At 66.2% G+C, this 17,176-nt stretch carries 21 protein-coding genes; 6 read left to right on the forward strand and 15 right to left on the reverse strand.

The features are described from left to right. Positions 1 to 94: 94 nt before the first annotated feature. Entirely contained in the window at positions 95 to 460 is a 366-nt protein-coding gene (gene folB / locus LY622_RS18080; protein WP_234292161.1) for a dihydroneopterin aldolase, read from the forward strand. After that, positions 460 to 969, forward strand: coding sequence for a 2-amino-4-hydroxy-6-hydroxymethyldihydropteridine diphosphokinase (folK, locus tag LY622_RS18085; protein WP_234292162.1), 510 nt, complete (start codon positions 460 to 462; stop codon positions 967 to 969). Before folB ends, folK begins: the two co-directional genes overlap by 1 nt. Here the strand turns inward: folK and LY622_RS18090 are convergent. Genes LY622_RS18090 through LY622_RS18125 form a run of 8 tightly spaced genes read right to left on the reverse strand, consistent with a single transcriptional unit; the run spans position 962 to position 8,795 of the window. Continuing rightward, positions 962 to 2,125: a tRNA nucleotidyltransferase/poly(A) polymerase-related protein gene (locus LY622_RS18090; RefSeq protein WP_234292163.1), complete on the reverse strand. Its 1,164-nt coding sequence runs from the start codon at positions 2,123 to 2,125 to the stop codon at positions 962 to 964. The two genes, folK and LY622_RS18090, sit on opposite strands and share 8 nt — an antisense overlap. Positions 2,126 to 2,128: 3 nt before the next feature. After that, positions 2,129 to 2,458, reverse strand: a complete 330-nt coding sequence (glpE, locus tag LY622_RS18095; protein WP_234292164.1) for a thiosulfate sulfurtransferase GlpE — start codon at positions 2,456 to 2,458, stop codon at positions 2,129 to 2,131. Positions 2,459 to 2,485: 27 nt separating this feature from the next. Then, positions 2,486 to 3,313: a symmetrical bis(5'-nucleosyl)-tetraphosphatase gene (locus LY622_RS18100; RefSeq protein WP_234292165.1), complete on the reverse strand. Its 828-nt coding sequence runs from the start codon at positions 3,311 to 3,313 to the stop codon at positions 2,486 to 2,488. A gap of 35 nt (positions 3,314 to 3,348) precedes the next feature. Continuing rightward, positions 3,349 to 3,747 carry a Co2+/Mg2+ efflux facilitator ApaG/CorD gene (apaG, locus tag LY622_RS18105; protein WP_234282073.1) on the reverse strand — a complete coding sequence of 133 codons (399 nt, stop codon included), beginning with the start codon at positions 3,745 to 3,747 and terminating at the stop codon, positions 3,349 to 3,351. After that, positions 3,744 to 4,556, reverse strand: coding sequence for a 16S rRNA (adenine(1518)-N(6)/adenine(1519)-N(6))-dimethyltransferase RsmA (rsmA, locus tag LY622_RS18110; protein WP_234292166.1), 813 nt, complete (start codon positions 4,554 to 4,556; stop codon positions 3,744 to 3,746). The genes apaG and rsmA overlap by 4 nt, the downstream gene beginning before the upstream one ends. A 25-nt stretch (positions 4,557 to 4,581) precedes the next feature. Further along, positions 4,582 to 5,643 carry a 4-hydroxythreonine-4-phosphate dehydrogenase PdxA gene (pdxA, locus tag LY622_RS18115; RefSeq protein WP_234292167.1) on the reverse strand — a complete coding sequence of 354 codons (1,062 nt, stop codon included), beginning with the start codon at positions 5,641 to 5,643 and terminating at the stop codon, positions 4,582 to 4,584. Beyond that, positions 5,643 to 6,308: a SurA N-terminal domain-containing protein gene (locus tag LY622_RS18120; RefSeq protein ID WP_234292168.1), complete on the reverse strand. Its 666-nt coding sequence runs from the start codon at positions 6,306 to 6,308 to the stop codon at positions 5,643 to 5,645. Before LY622_RS18120 ends, pdxA begins: the two co-directional genes overlap by 1 nt. A 51-nt stretch (positions 6,309 to 6,359) precedes the next feature. After that, a complete protein-coding gene (locus tag LY622_RS18125; RefSeq protein WP_234292169.1) occupies positions 6,360 to 8,795 on the reverse strand; it encodes an LPS-assembly protein LptD in 2,436 nt (811 codons plus the stop codon). A 134-nt stretch (positions 8,796 to 8,929) separates the two neighbouring features. Here LY622_RS18125 and LY622_RS18130 point away from each other — a divergent pair, with 134 nt between their 5' ends. The 3 genes from LY622_RS18130 to LY622_RS18140 all read left to right on the forward strand — a co-directional run bounded on the left by LY622_RS18130 (position 8,930) and on the right by LY622_RS18140 (position 11,132). Next, complete coding sequence (locus LY622_RS18130; RefSeq protein ID WP_234292170.1) at positions 8,930 to 9,979, forward strand: aminoglycoside phosphotransferase family protein; 1,050 nt, start codon at positions 8,930 to 8,932, stop codon at positions 9,977 to 9,979. Continuing rightward, the gene (gene murU, locus LY622_RS18135; RefSeq protein WP_234292171.1) at positions 9,976 to 10,647 is read left to right on the forward strand and encodes an N-acetylmuramate alpha-1-phosphate uridylyltransferase MurU; all 672 of its coding nucleotides are present in this window, start codon (positions 9,976 to 9,978) and stop codon (positions 10,645 to 10,647) included. The genes LY622_RS18130 and murU overlap by 4 nt, the downstream gene beginning before the upstream one ends. 65 nt (positions 10,648 to 10,712) lie before the next feature. Continuing rightward, complete coding sequence (locus LY622_RS18140; RefSeq protein WP_234282086.1) at positions 10,713 to 11,132, forward strand: OsmC family protein; 420 nt, start codon at positions 10,713 to 10,715, stop codon at positions 11,130 to 11,132. Between the two features lie 59 nt (positions 11,133 to 11,191). On the opposite strand, the gene coq7 is transcribed toward LY622_RS18140, so the two are convergent. The 6 genes from coq7 to phaR all read right to left on the reverse strand — a co-directional run bounded on the left by coq7 (position 11,192) and on the right by phaR (position 15,694). Beyond that, positions 11,192 to 11,836: a 2-polyprenyl-3-methyl-6-methoxy-1,4-benzoquinone monooxygenase gene (coq7, locus tag LY622_RS18145; RefSeq protein ID WP_066448859.1), complete on the reverse strand. Its 645-nt coding sequence runs from the start codon at positions 11,834 to 11,836 to the stop codon at positions 11,192 to 11,194. Positions 11,837 to 12,009: 173 nt separating this feature from the next. Further along, complete coding sequence (locus LY622_RS18150; protein ID WP_234292172.1) at positions 12,010 to 12,351, reverse strand: histidine triad nucleotide-binding protein; 342 nt, start codon at positions 12,349 to 12,351, stop codon at positions 12,010 to 12,012. Between the two features lie 59 nt (positions 12,352 to 12,410). After that, a complete protein-coding gene (locus tag LY622_RS18155; protein WP_066448865.1) occupies positions 12,411 to 13,283 on the reverse strand; it encodes a phosphoribulokinase in 873 nt (290 codons plus the stop codon). A gap of 13 nt (positions 13,284 to 13,296) precedes the next feature. Continuing rightward, positions 13,297 to 13,740, reverse strand: coding sequence for an acyl-CoA thioesterase (locus tag LY622_RS18160; RefSeq protein ID WP_234292173.1), 444 nt, complete (start codon positions 13,738 to 13,740; stop codon positions 13,297 to 13,299). 37 nt (positions 13,741 to 13,777) lie between these two features. After that, positions 13,778 to 15,073: a phosphoribosylamine--glycine ligase gene (gene purD, locus LY622_RS18165; protein ID WP_234292174.1), complete on the reverse strand. Its 1,296-nt coding sequence runs from the start codon at positions 15,071 to 15,073 to the stop codon at positions 13,778 to 13,780. 126 nt (positions 15,074 to 15,199) lie between these two features. Next, positions 15,200 to 15,694, reverse strand: coding sequence for a polyhydroxyalkanoate synthesis repressor PhaR (gene phaR, locus LY622_RS18170; RefSeq protein ID WP_234282096.1), 495 nt, complete (start codon positions 15,692 to 15,694; stop codon positions 15,200 to 15,202). Positions 15,695 to 15,790: 96 nt separating this feature from the next. Here phaR and LY622_RS18175 point away from each other — a divergent pair, with 96 nt between their 5' ends. Then, on the forward strand, positions 15,791 to 16,504 hold the full coding sequence (locus LY622_RS18175; RefSeq protein WP_234292175.1) for a 16S rRNA (uracil(1498)-N(3))-methyltransferase: 714 nt from the start codon (positions 15,791 to 15,793) through the stop codon (positions 16,502 to 16,504). Between the two features lie 43 nt (positions 16,505 to 16,547). Here LY622_RS18175 and rloA3 read toward each other — a convergent pair whose 3' ends face one another. Further along, entirely contained in the window at positions 16,548 to 17,138 is a 591-nt protein-coding gene (gene rloA3, locus LY622_RS18180; RefSeq protein WP_234292176.1) for a retropepsin-like aspartic peptidase RloA3, read from the reverse strand. Positions 17,139 to 17,176 lie beyond the last annotated feature (38 nt).

Genomic DNA, 17,176 nt, shown 5'->3' on the forward strand with positions numbered 1-17,176 from the left:
ACAGCGCGGGGTCCCTGTCATCCCCCCATCGGCTCACGTACAATCGTGCGCCAAACCGGATGCCTGCCGCATCCTCCGCCTACGGGGAGACACAATGGACCGTGTATTGATCGAGTCGCTCGCAGTGGAAACCGTGATCGGCGTCTACGACTGGGAACGCACCATAACCCAGCGCCTGCTGCTCGATCTGGAGCTGGCAACCGACATCCGCCCCGCCGCCGCCAGTGACGATATCACCCTTACCCTCGACTATGCCGCCATCAGCCAGCGGATCGCCCGCTTTGCCAGCGATCACGATTTCGCCCTGGTGGAGACCTTCAGTGAGCGTCTCGCGGCCACGCTGCGGGACGAGTTCGCCATCCCCTGGCTGCGCCTGACGGTGCGCAAACCCGGTGCCGTGCCCACCGCCGCCGCTGTCGGTGTGTGCATCGAGCGCGGCACCCGGCCGGAGGAAACCTGATGGCCCTGGTCAGCGCCAGCATCGGCAGCAACATTGATCGTGAGCATCACGTTCGCACCTGCCTGGACGCCTTGACGGGCACCTTCGGTAGCCTGGCGGTCTCCCGTGTCTTCGAAAGCGAGCCGGTGGGATTCGAGGATGGGCGCAACTTCTTCAATCTTGTCGTCGCCTTCGAGAGCGACTGGCCGGTCGGGGAGCTTCAGGCCTGGTGCAAGCGCCTGGAGTTCGCCAATGGCCGGCGCAAGGAGAGTCCCAAGTTCAGCCCCCGCACCCTGGACATCGACCTGCTGACGGTGGGCGACCTGGTCGGGGAGCATGATGGGGTCGAACTGCCGCGGGCAGAGATCCTGCAGCACGCTTTCGTACTGCAGCCGCTGGCAGAGCTGCTGCCGGAGGCTCGCCACCCCCGCGATGGACGTACCTACCGCGAGCTCTGGGCCGACTTCGATGCGCCCGACCAGCGGCTCTGGCCGGTCGGATTCAGTTGGCAGCCTCGGGCAGTCAGGTAACCGAGGGGTCCGAGCGCTCACCCCGGCCGAGCACCTGCTCGAGGATGGCTCGACGCCGTCGGGCCAGCTCCTTGCCGAGCGCTCCTCCCTTGAAGCCCTCATCGACCAGCGCTCGGGGCGACAGCCGAGAGACCTCTCGCCAGGCGCGCTCCAGTGTATCGGCAAGCCCTGGCGCCTCCAGTTCGAGCAGTGCCAGCAACGGCGCGACCCGATCGCCGCGACGCCAGGCGTCGATGCCATCCAGCCAATCGTTCACCGCCGCCGGCGTCGGACCGGGCTGAGCCCGCAGCCACCGCGTCAATGCCGCCTGACGCATCAGGTCGCGATAGGCCCGCGGCAACCGCAGCCGCTCGGCAATGGCGTCACGGCAGTCGGCATCGAGATGCTCCATCAGCCGCGCCCAGCGCCAGCGGCGTCGCTCGTCGCTCGCGAGCCCTTCCGGCAGTCGATCCAGCCGCACCAGCGCCGCCCTCAGCGCTTCGGCATCCCGTGTCAGTTCCGGCAACAGCACGGCCAGGGCGCCGCACTCATCCAATACCCGAAAATAGACCGCCGGCCGGGGCTCGCCCAGCGCCTTCTCGGTCTCGGTCCAGATCCGCTCGGCCACCAGGTGGGCCAGCTCGCCACTCTCCGACAGCTCCCGCATCAGTGCCAGGGTTTCGTCGGCGATGGTGAAGCCGAGCCCGGCATAGCGGGCCAGAAAGCGGGCGGTACGCAGCACCCGAAGCGGATCCTCGACGAAGGCCGGCGACACGTGGCGCAGCACCCGGGCCTCGAGGTCGTCGAGGCCGCCGTAAGGGTCGACGAGGGCACCGTCAGGCGTCTCCGCCATGGCATTGATGGTCAGGTCGCGGCGGGCCAGGTCCTCCTCCAGGGTCACCTCGGGGCTGGCATGCACGACGAAACCGGTGTAGCCATGGCCGGACTTGCGCTCGGTTCGGGCCAGGGCATACTCCTCATGGGTTTCGGGGTGCAGGAACACGGGGAAATCGCGACCTACCGGCCGAAACCCCCGCCGTCGCATCTGCGCAGGCGTGGCCCCCACCACCACCCAGTCGGTGTCCGTGACCGGCCAGCCCAGCCGGGCATCACGCACCGCCCCGCCTACCCGATAGGCCTCGAGCCCGTCGAGATAGCGGTCGCGCCGTCCCTCCATCCTTCAGCGCTCCACCCGGTCCGGGTGACGATGCTGCCATTCGGTGAAGCCGCCATCGAGGCTGTAGACCCGGGAAAAACCCTGGCCCGCCAGCCAGTCTGCCGCCTGCTGGCTCGAGTGCCCGTGGTAGCAGACCACCACCATTGGCTGCGCACGGGGGGCAGCCTCGAGCAGCGCCGGCACGCTGTCGTTGTCCAGATGACGGCTGCCGAGAATGTGGCCATTGGCAAAGCTCATCGGATCACGGATATCCACCAGGGTGAGGGGCGCATCGGCCGTGAGCCACTCATCGAGGGCCTCGGGCGTCAGGTGCTGGAACGAGGGGGGCGTCATGGCTAGCTCCCGGGTCGAAGGAAAAGGTCAGCGGCGCTGATGGCTGGGTACGCCAATGCGCTCGCCGGTGGAGAGATTCAATGCCGTCAGCCTGCCGCCCCAGACGCAGCCGGTATCCAGTGCCTCGACCCGGGTGCACGCACCGGGAGCCTTCCCCTCCAGGGCCGCCCAGTGACCGAACACCAGCCGGGCATCATCCTGGCGAGGATAGCAGAACCAGGGAGCGAAGCCGGATGGCGCGCTGTCCAGACCCTCCTTGGCAGAGAAGTCGAGACAGCCCTCCGCATCGATGAAGCGCATCCGGGTCAGCACATTGACGATGGCGCGCAGCCGCTCGATTCCATCGAGCGAGTCATGCCAGCAGGCGGGCTCATTGCCGTACATCTGCTTGAGAAAGGCACCGCTGCGCTCGCTGCGCAGCTCGCCGGCCACTTCGCCGGCCAGCCCCTCGGCCAGCGCCGGTGACCACTGCGGCAGCACTCCCGCATGACTCATCACCGTGTCGCCCTGCTCCGCCACCGCCCGGCGAACCAGCAAGGGGCGAGACTGCAGCCAGTCGAGCAGTGCCTCACGATCCGGCGCGGCGAGAATGCTCCCGAGGGTATCCTTGCGGTTAAGCGATGCCCCGCCACGCGCCACCGCCAAGAGGTGCAGATCGTGGTTGCCCAGCACCGTAACGGCGGCCTCGCCGAGTGCCCGCACTTCGCGCAGGCAGGCCAGCGACGCCGGCCCGCGGTTGACCAGGTCGCCGACCAGCCACAGCCGGTCATGACGGGGATCGAAGGCGAGCCGCTCGAGCAGTTCGACGAATTCGGCGTGGCAGCCCTGCAGATCACCGATGGCGTAGGTCGTCATGTCCTCTCCTTGTCACCCTGCCGTTCGCCGTCGCTTCAGTGTATCTGGTTGGGACCGGCCAGCCGGAAGGGGGGAATTTCCACTTCGAAGGGCCGCTGGCTGGCGGTGTCGACGCAGGTGTAGGCGCCTTCCATGACCCCTACCGGCCCATCGAGGATGGCGCGACTGGTATAGCGAAAGGTCTGCCCCGGCCCGATCATCGGCTGCTGCCCGACTACCCCCTTGCCGCGCACCTCCTGCACCTTGCCACTGCCCTGGGTGATCTTCCAGTGCCGGGCCAGCAATTGCATGCTGCGTTCGGAATGATTGTGGATGGTCACCGTGTAGCTGAAGACATAGCGTGCTTCGTCACTGGAGGATTCGTCGTCGCGAAAGGCGGGCTCGACGTCAACGAGCACTTCACTCTTCTGTGGTGTTTCCGTTCCCCGATTCATGTCGTCGCCTCCAAAGCGGCCAGATGGTTGGCGATACGAACGAACTCTTCGATCGTAAGTGTCTGGGGCCGGCGCGACGGCTCGATACCCAGGGCTTCGAGGGCATCGGCCTCGATGCGCCCCTTGAGATTGTTGCGCAGCGTCTTGCGACGCTGGCCGAAGGCCTGGCGCACCACATGGAAGAGCAGCGCCTCGTCGCTTGCCGGATACGGCAGGCTCGCATGGGGCGTCAGCCGGACGATGGCCGACTCCACCTTGGGGCGAGGCACGAAGGCTTCCGGGGGCACGGTGAACAGCGCATCGACCCGGCAGCGGTATTGGGCCATGACCGACAGCCGCCCCCAGTCGGGGCCGCCCGGTTCGGCGGCCAGGCGTTCGACCACCTCCTTCTGCAGCATGAAGTGCATGTCGGCTATCGCGTCTCCCGCCTCGAGCAGGTGACTGATGAGAGGCGTGGAGATGTTATAGGGCAGGTTACCGACCACCCGCAGCGGCTCGCCCTCACCGCGCAGGGCGCGAAAGTCGAACTTGAGCGCATCACCCTCGTGGATGATGAAATCGGGAGAGTTGAAGAACTGCACCCGCAGCCCGGGTATCAGGTCACGGTCCAGCTCGATCACCTCGAGCCGTCCATCGGCTGCCTCGACCAGGGGTTCGGTCAGGGCGCCCTGACCGGGGCCGATCTCCACCAGGCGATCGCCGGGGCGGGGGGCTATGGCCCGCACGATGCGCGAGATGATGCCGGGGTCACGCAGGAAATTCTGGCCGAAGCGCTTGCGAGCGCGGTGGACCGGCGGGCGCGATGCCATGAAAAAGTCCTTGTCTTGTCGTTCGTCAGGATAGTGAAGCGGCCGCGCCACGGCGGGCCATGTCGGCGGCTAGCGCGATGGCCACGCGCAGGCTGCCCGGGTCGGCAACGCCGCGGCCTGCCAGGTCCAGCGCCGTGCCGTGATCCACCGAGGTCCGCACCAGCGGCAGCCCCAGGGTGATATTGGCGGCACGGCCGAAGCCGGCATACTTGAGCACCGGCAGCCCCTGGTCATGATACATCGCCAACACGGCATCCACGCCTGCCAGGTGTCGCGGCGTGAACAGGGTGTCGGCCGGCAGCGGCCCATCGAGGCGCAGGCCCTCGCCGCGCAGCCGCTCGAGGCAGGGCACGATGACCTCGATCTCCTCGCGACCCAGGTGGCCTCCTTCACCGGCATGGGGGTTGAGGCCACAGACGGCGATGCGTGGCTCGGTCACACCGAACCAGCGCTTGAGGTCGGCCTGCAGGATACGCAGGATTCGCGCCAGGCGCGCGTCGGTAATGGCGCCGGCCACGTCCTTCAGTGGCAGGTGAGTGGTGGCCAGCGCCACCCTCAGTGCCGCCCCACCCTGCCAGCTCGCTTCGCTGGCATGCAGCGCCTGGTCGGTGGCCAGCAGCATCACCACCTCCTCGACGCCGCAGGCATCGCGAAGGTATTCGGTATGGCCGCTGAACCCCGCATGGCCGGCATCGAGTATCACCCCCTTGTGCAGGGGGGCGGTGACCATGCCGGCAGCGTCACCGGCAAGACACGCCCGCACCGCCAGGTCCAGGACTTCCAGCACATAGTCGGCATTGGCGACCGCCAGCCGGCCCGGCAGGCTCGGCTCCCGCAGCGCCACCGGCCAGACCGGCAGCACACCGGCCTTCGGCGCCGGCACCGGTTCATCCGGTGCCAACGTCACCAGCTCGACCCGGGCGTCTACCATGGCGGCGCGCTCGGCCAGCAGCTGCGGATCGCCCACCGCCACGACCCGTGCCGGCAACGACAGACCGGCCGCCAACTGCAGCACCAGTTCGGGCCCGATACCGGCGGGCTCGCCGGTGGTCAGTGCCAGGACAGGCGCCTGAACCGCCACTGCCATCAGCGGGAGTTGGACAGGCGATTGTCGACGAAGGCCTCGGCACGGATCTCCTGGATCCAGGCATCCAAGGCCTCTTCGGCCTTCTGCTGGAAGACCATCTGGCGCGCCTGGTCACGGCTCACACCACCGCCCCGCTGCTCGATGAAACGCTCCACTTCGCGCTCACTGACGTTGACACTCGAGCCCACCTGGCGCTGGTGCAGTTCGCGCAACAGCATCTCGCGGCGGATCTCCTCTCGCACGGTGGCCATCGTCAGGCCGTCGGCCTCCAGGGCATCGGCGAACTGCTCGAGCGTCATGCCGTTGCTTTCGGCGATGGCCCGCACCTGGCGGTTGAGTTCGGTGTCGTCGATGCTGAGGCCGGCATTCCTCGCCATCTGCAGCTGGATCTCCTCGACGATGATGCTCTCGAGCACCTGCTCACGCAGCACCGACTCGGGAGGCAGCCCCTGCCCCTGGCCAGCCACCTGGCTACGAATCATCTCCACTCGCTCGGCCAGCTCGCTCTCCATGATGGCGTGCTGGTTGACCACTGCCACGATCCGGTCCAGCGACTGGCGCTCCACCGGCTGGAAACTCTGGGCCTGGGCGATAAGCGACACGGCGCCGAGGCACAGGGCCAGCGCCAGGGTCGCGCCCAGGGTGGCGATTCGCGGGATGCGCATAACGTTCTTTCCTCTCATGGTATCTCTGATAAAAGACCTGCTGGGGCCACCTCAAAAAGCGGTGGCGCGATAACCCGGAACGGCCTGCTCGAAATAGTCGCCGGCGTCACCGCCGACACCACCGAGCCCCTTGAACACGAAGCGCAGGAAGATCCCGTGCTCGGTGACGTCATTATCGATCCGGGCGGTACCACTGTCATCGATCCATCGGCGCCAGACCAGCTGCAGACCATAGCAGCAGTCGTTCCACTGCACACCCGCCAGCTGGTCCAGAAAGCGGTCGTTGGTGTAGTCGTACAGTGCCCGCCCGATCAGGTCCACCCGCGGCGATGTCTTCCAGGCAAACGACAGATCGAACTCCTCACGGTCGAAGTCGCGGAACTCGTCATCATCGGGCTCCACCGAAGGGTCGAAGCCTTGGAGTTCCCAGCGATAGCCAAGGTTCAACACGTGCCCGGCATCGGCTCGATACTGCAGATAGGCCGAGCTTCGCTCGGTACGCTGCTGCCGGTCGTCATAGATCCACTCCAGGCGGCTGCGCCAATGATCGTCGATCTGCCAGTCAAGCCGCGTGATCAGCGACGACCGATCACGGGTGGCATTGTAGAAGCGCTCGACGTCCGACTCCGGTGGCAGCGTGTCGGGATCGCCATCGAGGTCGATGTTGCGATCATCGAAGTAGAACGCCTGGCCCACGCCGAGCGAAAGACGCTCACGCCCACTGGCATCCTCGAGCAGGCGTGACTCGAGGCCCATCGACAACCGATTGAGGTCACCCACCCGGTCGGAGCCGGAAAACCGATGGGGCGACCAGAGCTGGTTCCAGGAGAAGGCGCGCTCGCTGGTATCGAAGTCGGGGAACTCACGCTGGTCCCTGGCCGGTACATAGGCATAGTTGAACCTTGGCTCCAGGGTATGGCGGTAGTCGCGACCACCGAGATCCAGTTCCCGCTCGAAGACCAGCCCACTATCGATCGACGACACCGGCACGGCCCGCTGCAGCGAGGTGTCCCGATCGGTATCGCGCTGTCCGTAGTCGAGGGCATAGGCGGTATAGAGCCACTCGACCCTGGGCTCGAGATGGCCCCAGCTCTCATCGAAGCGCCAGCCCGTGGCCGGGGAGAGATGAAGTCGGCTGCCCACGGCCGCTTCCCGCTCCCGCGGAATGGCCACTTCGTTCACGTCACGCCAGAAATAGGTGAGGTTGGAGCGCCACTGCTGATAGAAGCCCCCCTCCTGAGTGAAGCCTGCGTTCGCCGTCAGGCTGGGAAGCCGATAGAACGGCTTGTCACGATCCCGCAGCGGATCGTCCAGCCGCTGGAAACCTTCGGCCCGGGCATCGAATTGCCAGACGTCGCCGAGATGCTGCAGACGGGCCAGGCGGTGCATGTTGGAGGGGTCATCGCCGAAGATGCTGCCATAGTCGTCGAAGTAGCGGCCGTCACTGGCACCGCCATAGCGCAGGTCATAGCGATTGCGCCGGTCGAAGTATCCGGAGTGCCGATAGTCGATATACCAGCGATCCTCGCCCTCGAAGCGCCGCGAGGCCGCGTTGGGATCGTCGCTGGAGCCGCCACCGTCGCTGGAAAGAAAGGCGCCTTCGACCTGGCCGGCATCGGTGGGAAAGAGGTAGCGATACTCGCCCCCCAACAGCAGGCCCCGGTCGGTGATCAGGCGTGGCGTGATGGTGGCGTCGTGATTGGGCGCGATATTCCAGTAGAACGGCTGGGCATAGTCCAGGGCGCCACCCGAAGCGCCGATCTCTGGCCACAGGAAGCCGGTATGGCGGCGATCGTCGATGGGAAAACGCACCCAGGGCCAATAGAAGACCGGCACCTGCCCCATCTCCAGCCGGGCGTGACGCGCCGTGCCAAAACCACTCTCGCGGTCGAGCACCAGGTCGCCGGTCACCAGGCGCCACATCTCGTCCCCCGGGTCACAGGTCGTGAAGTTCGCCGTGGTCAGGCGATAGCGCCCATCTTCCTGACGCGCGAGCTGCAGCGCATTGCCCCGCAGGCGCTGATCGTGAATCACGTAGTGGGCCGAGTCGATATGGGCGGCATCGCTGACCAGCGACACCTCGGCCGCCTGGCCCCGCACCAGCAGGCTCTGATCGCGCAATGCCAGCGGCCCCTCGGCAAACGCCTGTTCCCGCGATGCCGGCACGCTCACCCTCGGGGACTCCAGCTGACTATCGCCTCGCCGCAGGATGACTTCACCGCCCAGGATCGTCTCGCCCTCTTCGCCATAGAAGGCGCTGTCGGACTCGGTGCGGACCTGCTGCGGGTCATCTGTCGCCGGCAGGCGATACTCGGGCATCACGTAGGTGCCACGGCACAGCGCCCCCACCGGACGGTCGTCGCCCCAGGCGTGCCAGTCGAGCTGAGCGGCCGGGAGAGGCTCCAGCGCCACCGCCGACAGTGCGCCGCAGGTCAGGCCGTAAGTGATCAGGCCAGCGAGCGCTGCCCCTGCTTGTCCCTTGCCCATGATCCACGATGTCCTTGCCGGAGAGAATCGGTATTATACAGACCGTACCCGGCCTGTCGTATGTCATTGAGCGAGCATGCGGCGGAGCCCAACGGGCGTCAACCGGCACCGCCCGACATCAGCAAGGAGCCCGCATGCCCCAGGCCGACACCGCGAAGCGATTCGACGCCCTGCGCCGCTGGGCGGCCGAGAACCACAACCTCCCCAGCGATGCTTTCGATCTGCAGCTGGCCGCAGGCGATGCCAGTTTTCGACGCTACTTCCGGCTGCGCCTGCCCGACGGTACCACGCGGATGCTGATGGATGCCCCGACCCCGCAGGAGGACAGCCGACCCTTTGCCATCATCGCCCGACGCTGGCGAGCCGCGGGCCTGCCGGTGCCGAGCCTGCATGCACTCGACCTGGACGAAGGCTTCATCGAACTCGATGACCTGGGAGACGAGCCGCTTCAGGTACGCTTCCAGGGTGACGCCGAGCCCGGCACCCTGGCCTGGCACGACCGCGCCCTCGACCTGATCCACGAGCTGCAGAACCGTGCCGGGCCCCACGACCTGCCGCCCTATGATGCCGCCCTGCTGGGGCGAGAACTGGCGCTCTTCCCCGACTGGTGCCTGAGGGAGTGGCTCGGCATGCCGGAGTTACCGCCGGGCTGGGCCACGCTGCGCGAGACGCTGATCGATTCGGCCCTGGCCCAGCCGGTGGTCACGGTACATCGCGACTTCGATGCCATGAACCTGATGGTGCAGGACGAGCGACTCTACCTGATCGACTTCCAGGATGCGGTGGCCGGCCCCATCAGCTACGACCCGATCTCGCTGCTGCGCGGCCGCTACTGCCGTTTCCCGCCGGAGCGCTTCGACGCCTGGATCGAGGCCTTCCGCCTGCGGGCCATCGCCGACGGGCGCCTTTCCAGTGCCAGCACCCGCGAGACATTCCTGCACCAGGCGCAGGCCATGGCGGCCCAGCGGGCGCTCAAGGTACTGGGCATATTCTGCCGCCTGACGCTGCGCGACGGGCGCGAGGGCTACCTTCAGCGCCTGCCTCACTTCCTTTGCCACCTGGAGGAGAGCCTGGCCGGCCTGCCCGGCCACGAGGCATTTCGCGACTGGCTCGCCACCACTCTCCGCCCTGCGCTCGCGGCAAGGCTCGCGGCCGAGGGCATCGATCCCGGAGCCCGGCCATGAAGGCAATGATCCTGGCCGCCGGGCTCGGCACGCGCATGCGGCCGCTCACCGACCGTTGCCCCAAGCCACTGCTACCGGTGGCCGGCAAGCCGCTTCTCGCCCATCACCTGGAACGCCTGGCGGCGGCGGGCATTCGCGAGGCAGTGATCAACGTCAGCTACCGGGCCGAGCAGATCATCGAGGCCCTGGGCGATGGGTCGGCCTTCGGCGTCGCCATCGCCTGGAGCCGTGAGGAGACCCCGCTCGAGACCGGTGGCGGCATTCACCGGGCGCTGCCGCTGCTGGGCGAGTCGCCTTTTTTGCTGGTCAACGGCGACATCTGGTGCGATCTCGACCCGGCCAGCCTGCCCACCCTCGATGACGACCTCGCTCACCTGGTGCTGGTCGACAACCCCGATCATCATCCGCGAGGCGATTTCCACCTGACCCCCGGCGGGCGCGTGCTCGACCAGGGCATCCCCCGACTGACCTTCGCCGGGATCAGCCTGCTCGACCCGGCCCTGGTGGCCGACCATGAGCCGGGCGCCTTCGCCCTGGCCCCGCTGTTGCGCCAGGCGATGGACAGCGACCGCGTAGGCGGCAGCCATCATCGCGGCGCCTGGGTCGATGTAGGCACCCCGGAGCGGCTCGCCAGGCTGGACCAGCGGCTGCGCTGCCTGCCGGGCTGAGCCGAGCGTCATCGAATGATATGCTGCTCCCATCGTCACCCCATTTCTCGACAGGAACCCTTGCCATGAAAGCCAGCGTCAAATGGACCGACGGTCGCCAGTTCGTGACCGAATCCGGCAGCGGCCACAGCGTGGTCATCGATGGCCCCCCCGACCATGGCGGCCGCAACACCGGCCCCCGTCCCATGGAGATGCTGCTGATGGGCATGGGTGCCTGCGCCTCCTTCGACGTACTGGAGATCCTCGACAAGTCGCGTGCCGCCGTGACCGACTGCGTCGCCCAGGTGGAGGCCGAACGCGCCGATGCCGTGCCGGCGGTCTTCACCAAGATCCACATTCACTTCACCGTGGCAGGCCACAGCCTGAAGGAGAGCCAGGTGAAGCGCGCCGTGGAACTCTCCGCCGAGAAGTACTGCAGTGCATCCATCATGCTGGCCAAGGGTGGCGTCGCGCTCACCCACTCCTACACCATCGTGGATGCCTGAAAATCCCATCCGAACCATGCATGGCCACAAGCGACATGGCCAACCGCTTGTGGCAGCACTCAGATCCGATAGACGCTCTTGGTCATCACCTTGGACATCAACGACATGCCGAACTTCACCGGTGCGGGAAAACGCGCACCGCCGGCCTCCAGCGCCAGCTGGGCATGGTGTGCCTCGTCGATGGCCATCTGGCGCAGCACGGCCCGGGAGCGGTGATCGCCCGGCGGCAGGGTCTCCAGATGCTCGTTCAGATGCTTGCCCACCTGCTCTTCGGTCGCTGCCACGAAGCCGAGACTGACACGATCGCCCACCGCGCCGGCCACGGCGCCTAGCCCGAAGGAAGCGGCATAGAACAGCGGATTGAGCAGGCTGGTACGGCCACCCAGCTCCTGCAGCCGCTCGTCGCACCAGGCCAGGTGATCGATCTCCTCCTGGGCCGAGTGCTCCATCTGCTCACGCACCTCGGGCAGCTTGGCGGTGCACCCCTGCCCCTGGTAGAGCGCCTGGGCACACACCTCCCCGGTATGATTGACGCGCATCAGCCCAGCGGCGTGGCGGCGCTCGTCCAGCGTCATGGGGTCATCGTCGATATCCGCGGTGACCGGGGAGGGACGCGACGAGCGTGCGGCATGGGGCACCAGGGTGCGCAGCACGGTATCGAACTGGTGGATCAGCGTATCGGCATGGGTCAGCTTGCGGCTCATGGCACCCTCGTTTCAGCACAGACGAATCAAACCACCGGCCCAACCGAACCGCCATCGCCCGGAAGTGCCGCTTGTCGAATACCGCAAACGCCACCCTGGCGGGTGGCGTTTGCGGGTATGCACCTGATGCGTCGCACGCCTCGACGCGCGCGGTTTACACCGCAGGGCGCCGGCTAGCCAGCCGGCCAAGTAAAGCGTCGACCGCCCATCAGGTGCATATGAATATGATAGACCGTTTGCCCCCCCTGGTCATTGCAGTTCATCACCACGCGGTAGCCATCGTCGGCGAAGCCTCGCTCCTTCGCCAGCCGTGCCGCGGTGTACTGCAGCCGGCCGATCAAGGCCAGGTCAGCTTCCTCGATATCGTTCAAGGTGGCGATGTGCTGCTTGGGAATGATCAGGATGTGGGTCGGTGCCTGGGGGTTGATGTCGTTGAACGCCAGGACATGCTCGTCTTCGAAGACGATATCCGCGGGAATCTCACGCTTGATGATCTTGCAGAACAGGCAGTCCATTCGATGTCATGCTCCTGTCGTCGCGATGTCGTCGTGAAAGAGAGAAAGTGGCCCTGCGCTCAGCGAAAGCGCCGCTGGGCGAGCAGATGGCGCACCAGCGGCGCCAGGATCAGTTCGATGGCCAGCGACATCCTGGCGCCGGGCACCACCAGGGTGTGCGGGCGGCTCATGAAGGAGTCCTGGATCATCGCCAGCAGCCACGGAAAATCCACGGTGGAAGGGTCGCGAAAACGAATGACCACGAAGGATTCGGCGTCGTTGGGGATGTCCTGCACCTCGAAGGGGTTGGAGGTATCCACCGTGGGCACGCGCTGGAAGTTGATGTGGGTACGGGAGAACTGCGGCTGGATGTAGCGCACATAGTCGCCCATGCGGCCCAGGATGGTATCGATCACCGCCTCCTGGGAGTAGCCACGCATCTTGATGTCGCGATCGATCTTCTGGATCCACTCCAGGTTCATGGTCGGTGCGACACCCACCAGCAGGTCCACGTGCCGGGCGATATCGTGCTCGGCGGTCACCAGGCCGCCGTGCAGCCCCTCGTAGAAGAGCAGGTCGGTACCGCAGGGCAGCGGCTGCCACTCGGTGAAGGTGCCGACCCGGTAGCCGGCCTCGATCATCTGCTTGTCTTCGGCGTGGATATAGTGCCGGAAGGTCCCGGTACCGTGCTCGCCATACTCCAGGAAGAGCGTCTCGAGCCGGTCCAGCAGGTTGGCCTCCACGGCGAAGTGGGACAGCTCATCCTTGCGCTCGGGCTCCTCGCGGAAGATGCGCGCCAGCTCGTCCCGGGTGTAACGATGGAAGGCGTCGCCATCGACGATGGCGGCATGCACGTCCTCCCTGGCGAACATCCGCTCGAAGGTTCGCTTCACCGTCGTCGTGCCGGCCCCGGAGGAGCCGGTCACGGCGATAATGGGGTATTCTCGCGACATCAGTTACCCTCTCTCAAGCGAATTCTCCCGAGCCCAGCTGACTCAGAAAAGACTCCGGTAGAGAAACCACCTTACCACCCCGGGACGGGTCGACCAGCAGCATGGTCAACATGGCCGTCGCCACCTGGCGCCGATCACTACGGCGCACCATGCGATGAAACACCTTGAGTCCCTTGCCTTCCGGAACCGGGATCGCGGTGGTCACCTCGAGCACATCCGGCCAGTAGGCCTCGGCCTGATACTGCACGGCAAGCTCGCCCACCACACCGGGGAACCCACCGACATTCCGCTCGCTGGCACCCAGCGTGGCGAGTGCTGCCGCCCGCGCCTCGTGCAGCAGTGAAATCAACGTATCGTGGCCGAGGTGCTGGGCGTAGTTCATGTCCCCCACGCGCACGCTCAAGGTGTGCACATGACGCCAGGCGTGCTCGGGAAATTCCAGCTTGATACGCTCCATTCTCGCTCCCAGGTCGTGTTCTGTACGCCAGCGGCAATCAGCCGTCCTGCCGCTCCCGGGCGATCGCCCGGTGTGCGATATCGCGGCGGAAGTGGCTGTCGCTCCAGCGAATGGCGTCAACGCCTTCATAGGCCAGGTCTCGCGCCCGGGATACGCCCTCGCCCAGGGCCGTGACACAGAGCACACGCCCACCGGCGGTGACCACCTGCCCTTGGTCATTGTCGGCCGTACCGGCATGGAAGACCTTGCAGCCGGTACGCTCCGCCGCTTCGATCCCGTCGATGATGTCGCCCTTGCGGTAGTCGCCCGGGTAGCCACCGGCCGCCAGCACCACGCCCACCGAGGCTCGTCCATCCCAGTCGCAGGTATGGCCCGCCAGCTCCCCGTTCGCTCCTGCCAGGCAGAGCTCGGCCAGGTCGGACCGCAGGCGCAGCATGATCGGCTGGGTTTCCGGGTCGCCAAAGCGACAGTTGTATTCGATCACCCGGGGATTGCCCTCGGCGTCGATCATCAGCCCGGCATAGAGAAAACCGCTGTACGGATGCCCCTCCGCCGCCATGCCGTGCACCGTAGGCATGATCACATCCTGCATGATCCGCTCGTGGACCGCCTCGGTCACCACCGGCGCCGGCGAGTAGGCGCCCATGCCGCCGGTATTGGGCCCTTCGTCGCCGTCAAGCGCCCGCTTGTGATCCTGGCTGGTGGCCATGGGCAGTACGCTCTCGCCATCGACCATGACGATGAAGCTCGCTTCCTCGCCCTCGAGAAACTCTTCGATCACCACCCGTGCCCCGGCGTCGCCGAAGGCGTTGGCCTCCAGCATGTCACGCACGGCCGCCTCGGCCTCGCCCAGGGTCATGGCGACGATGACACCCTTGCCGGCCGCCAGGCCGTCGGCCTTGATCACGATGGGTGCGCCCTGCTCAGCCAGATAGGCCAGTGCCGGCTCGACCTCGGTAAAGGTGCGGTAGGCAGCGGTGGGGATGGCATGACGCGCCAGGAAGTCCTTGGTGAAGGACTTCGATCCTTCGAGCTGGGCCGCCCCGGCGGTGGGGCCAAAAATGGCCAGGCCCGCCTCGCGAAAGCGATCGACGATGCCCGCGACCAGCGGCGCCTCCGGGCCAACGATGGTCAGGTCGATGGCCTCCTCCTTCGCAAACGTCACCAGCCCATCCAGGTCGGCTACGTCGATGGCGACATTGGCCACGCCCGCCTCCCGGGCGGTACCGGCATTGCCGGGGGCCACGAAAACGCGTACGACGCGAGGCGACTGGGCGACCTTCCAGGCCAGGGCATGTTCGCGGCCACCGCCGCCGATGATCAGTACCTTCATCCGCTACACTACCTATCTCTGACTGGGTGAAACCGGGCTTGGACGACGCCTGGCCGGGCCTCGTGAAAAACGGGCATGAAAAACGTCGCGGCATTATGTCAGAAAGCCGCCGTCGACGCGCCCCGCTCAGGACTCCTTGGTCTCGTCGTCCTTCCCGTCGCGCTTGTCATCATCGTGCTTGTCACCGTTATTAGCCTGACCCTGACCGATGGTCTTCTGCCAGAAACGCATGTTCTCTTCTGCCATCTCGCGCATCAGGTCCATGGGCGAATGGCGCATGGCCTGTTGCCACTGGTCCTGCATGCGCTTCTGCTGCTCGAGCATCAGCTGCGTGCCCTGCTCCAGATAGCGCGCCAGGGGAAGCGGCTGGGCCATGTCGTAGACGCGGATGAACTGGGCCAGCAGGTCATTGGAGAAGACTTCGGAGTCCCCGTCGGCCTGCTCCTGCTCGATGATGATCGACAGCAGGATGGTGCGGGTAAGGTCCTCGCCGCTCTTGGCGTCCTCGACCCGGAAAGGCTCCTCGTCGAGGATCAGGCGACGCAGGTCCTCTAGCGTCACATAGCGGCTCTGTTGGGTATCATAGAGCCTACGGTTGGCATACTTGCGAATCACGCGCACGGTGGCACTCCTTGTCATGAAAGGCAGGCTTGCCCTTTGCTGCTATTGTGCACCGCGCCACCGCCCTTGCAAATCGAACCGAATTAACGAGACCCGATGAACCTGATCCTGCTCGCCCCCGACGACATCGAACACGACCAGCTGGCGTGCATTCGCGACCCTCGCCGCCTGCGCCATCTCAAGGAGGTGCACCGCGCCCGCATCGGCGATGCGATGACACTGGGCGTGGCGGGTGGAGGCATCGGCCGCGGCGAGCTGCTGGCGCTCGACGAGCACGAGGCGCGCTTCGCCCTCGGCGCACTGGACACCCCGCCGCCGCCGCCGCTACCGGCACACCTCGTCCTCGCGCTGCCGCGCCCACGGATGCTGGCCAGGAGCCTCGAGCACGTCACGGCTCTCGGGGTGAAGACGATCACGCTGCTGCATTCGCGAAGGGTGGAAAAGAGCTACTGGCAGTCGCCGGAACTCGCCCCCGAGAAGATTCACGCCCATCTCGTGCTGGGACTGGAGCAGGCCCGGGATACCGTGATGCCCAGGGTGAATCTGGCCAAGGGTTTTCGCCCCTTCGTCGAGGACGTGCTGCCGGGGCTACTCGAGACACGGCGAGGCCTGCTGGCACACCCCGGAATGCCACAGCCCTGCCCACGGGGCATCGAAGAGCCCGTCGCACTGCTGGTGGGCCCCGAAGGTGGCTTCATACCCTTCGAGGTGGAGAGACTCATCGAGGCCGGCTGCGAGGGGATACACCTGGGGCCGCGCATCCTGCGGGTAGAGACCGCAGTGACCGCCCTGCTGGCCCGGTTGTTCTGAGGGGCCGATAAAAACCCGATGGTCCTGAAGCCGCCGGAGGGTGTCACTCCCTCTCGTCGCCGTCCTCTTCACCGTCTTCGTCATCGCTATCGTAGCGCATCACCTCGGTGTCCTCGTCACAGTCGGGCCCGTTGAGGAAGGTGCGGGTCACGTCGAGCAGGCCCAGGTGGCCGATGGTGCGCCGCCCCAGAAGCAGTGGATAGTGCATCTCCTCGCGGTTGCGCAGACCGACCTGCTCCTCATAGATGGTGCTGCCCATGCAGACGTTCATCAGCACCACCAGGCGCTCGTCGCGGCCACCCGCACCACGCACGCGGATGTCGCGATAGAGCGGCCGCTCCAGCGTTTCGGAGAACGTCTCGCCGCTTGCCTCGTCCAGGAGCTCCAGGCGAAAACGCACCCACTCCTCGCCCTCCTTCTCGAAGCGTTCGATATCGCGGGCATCGAGCGACGAGGTTAGCGCACCGCTATCGAGCTTGGCCTTTACCTCCACCCCCCAAGGCTCCAGGGTGGCCTTCTCGACCCAGCCGAAGACCTCCTGTTCAGCCATCGAAGCAGGCGCAATAGCGACCAGCAGCCATGCCCCGAGCGCCAGAGCGACCAGCCGCCGGCGCAGCAATAAATCCACGTTCATGATATCTCCCTATCGAAAGCCACAAGAATGGCGCCGCC

This window comes from Halomonas alkalisoli (assembly GCF_021412585.1).
GTDB lineage: Bacteria > Pseudomonadota > Gammaproteobacteria > Pseudomonadales > Halomonadaceae > Halomonas > Halomonas alkalisoli.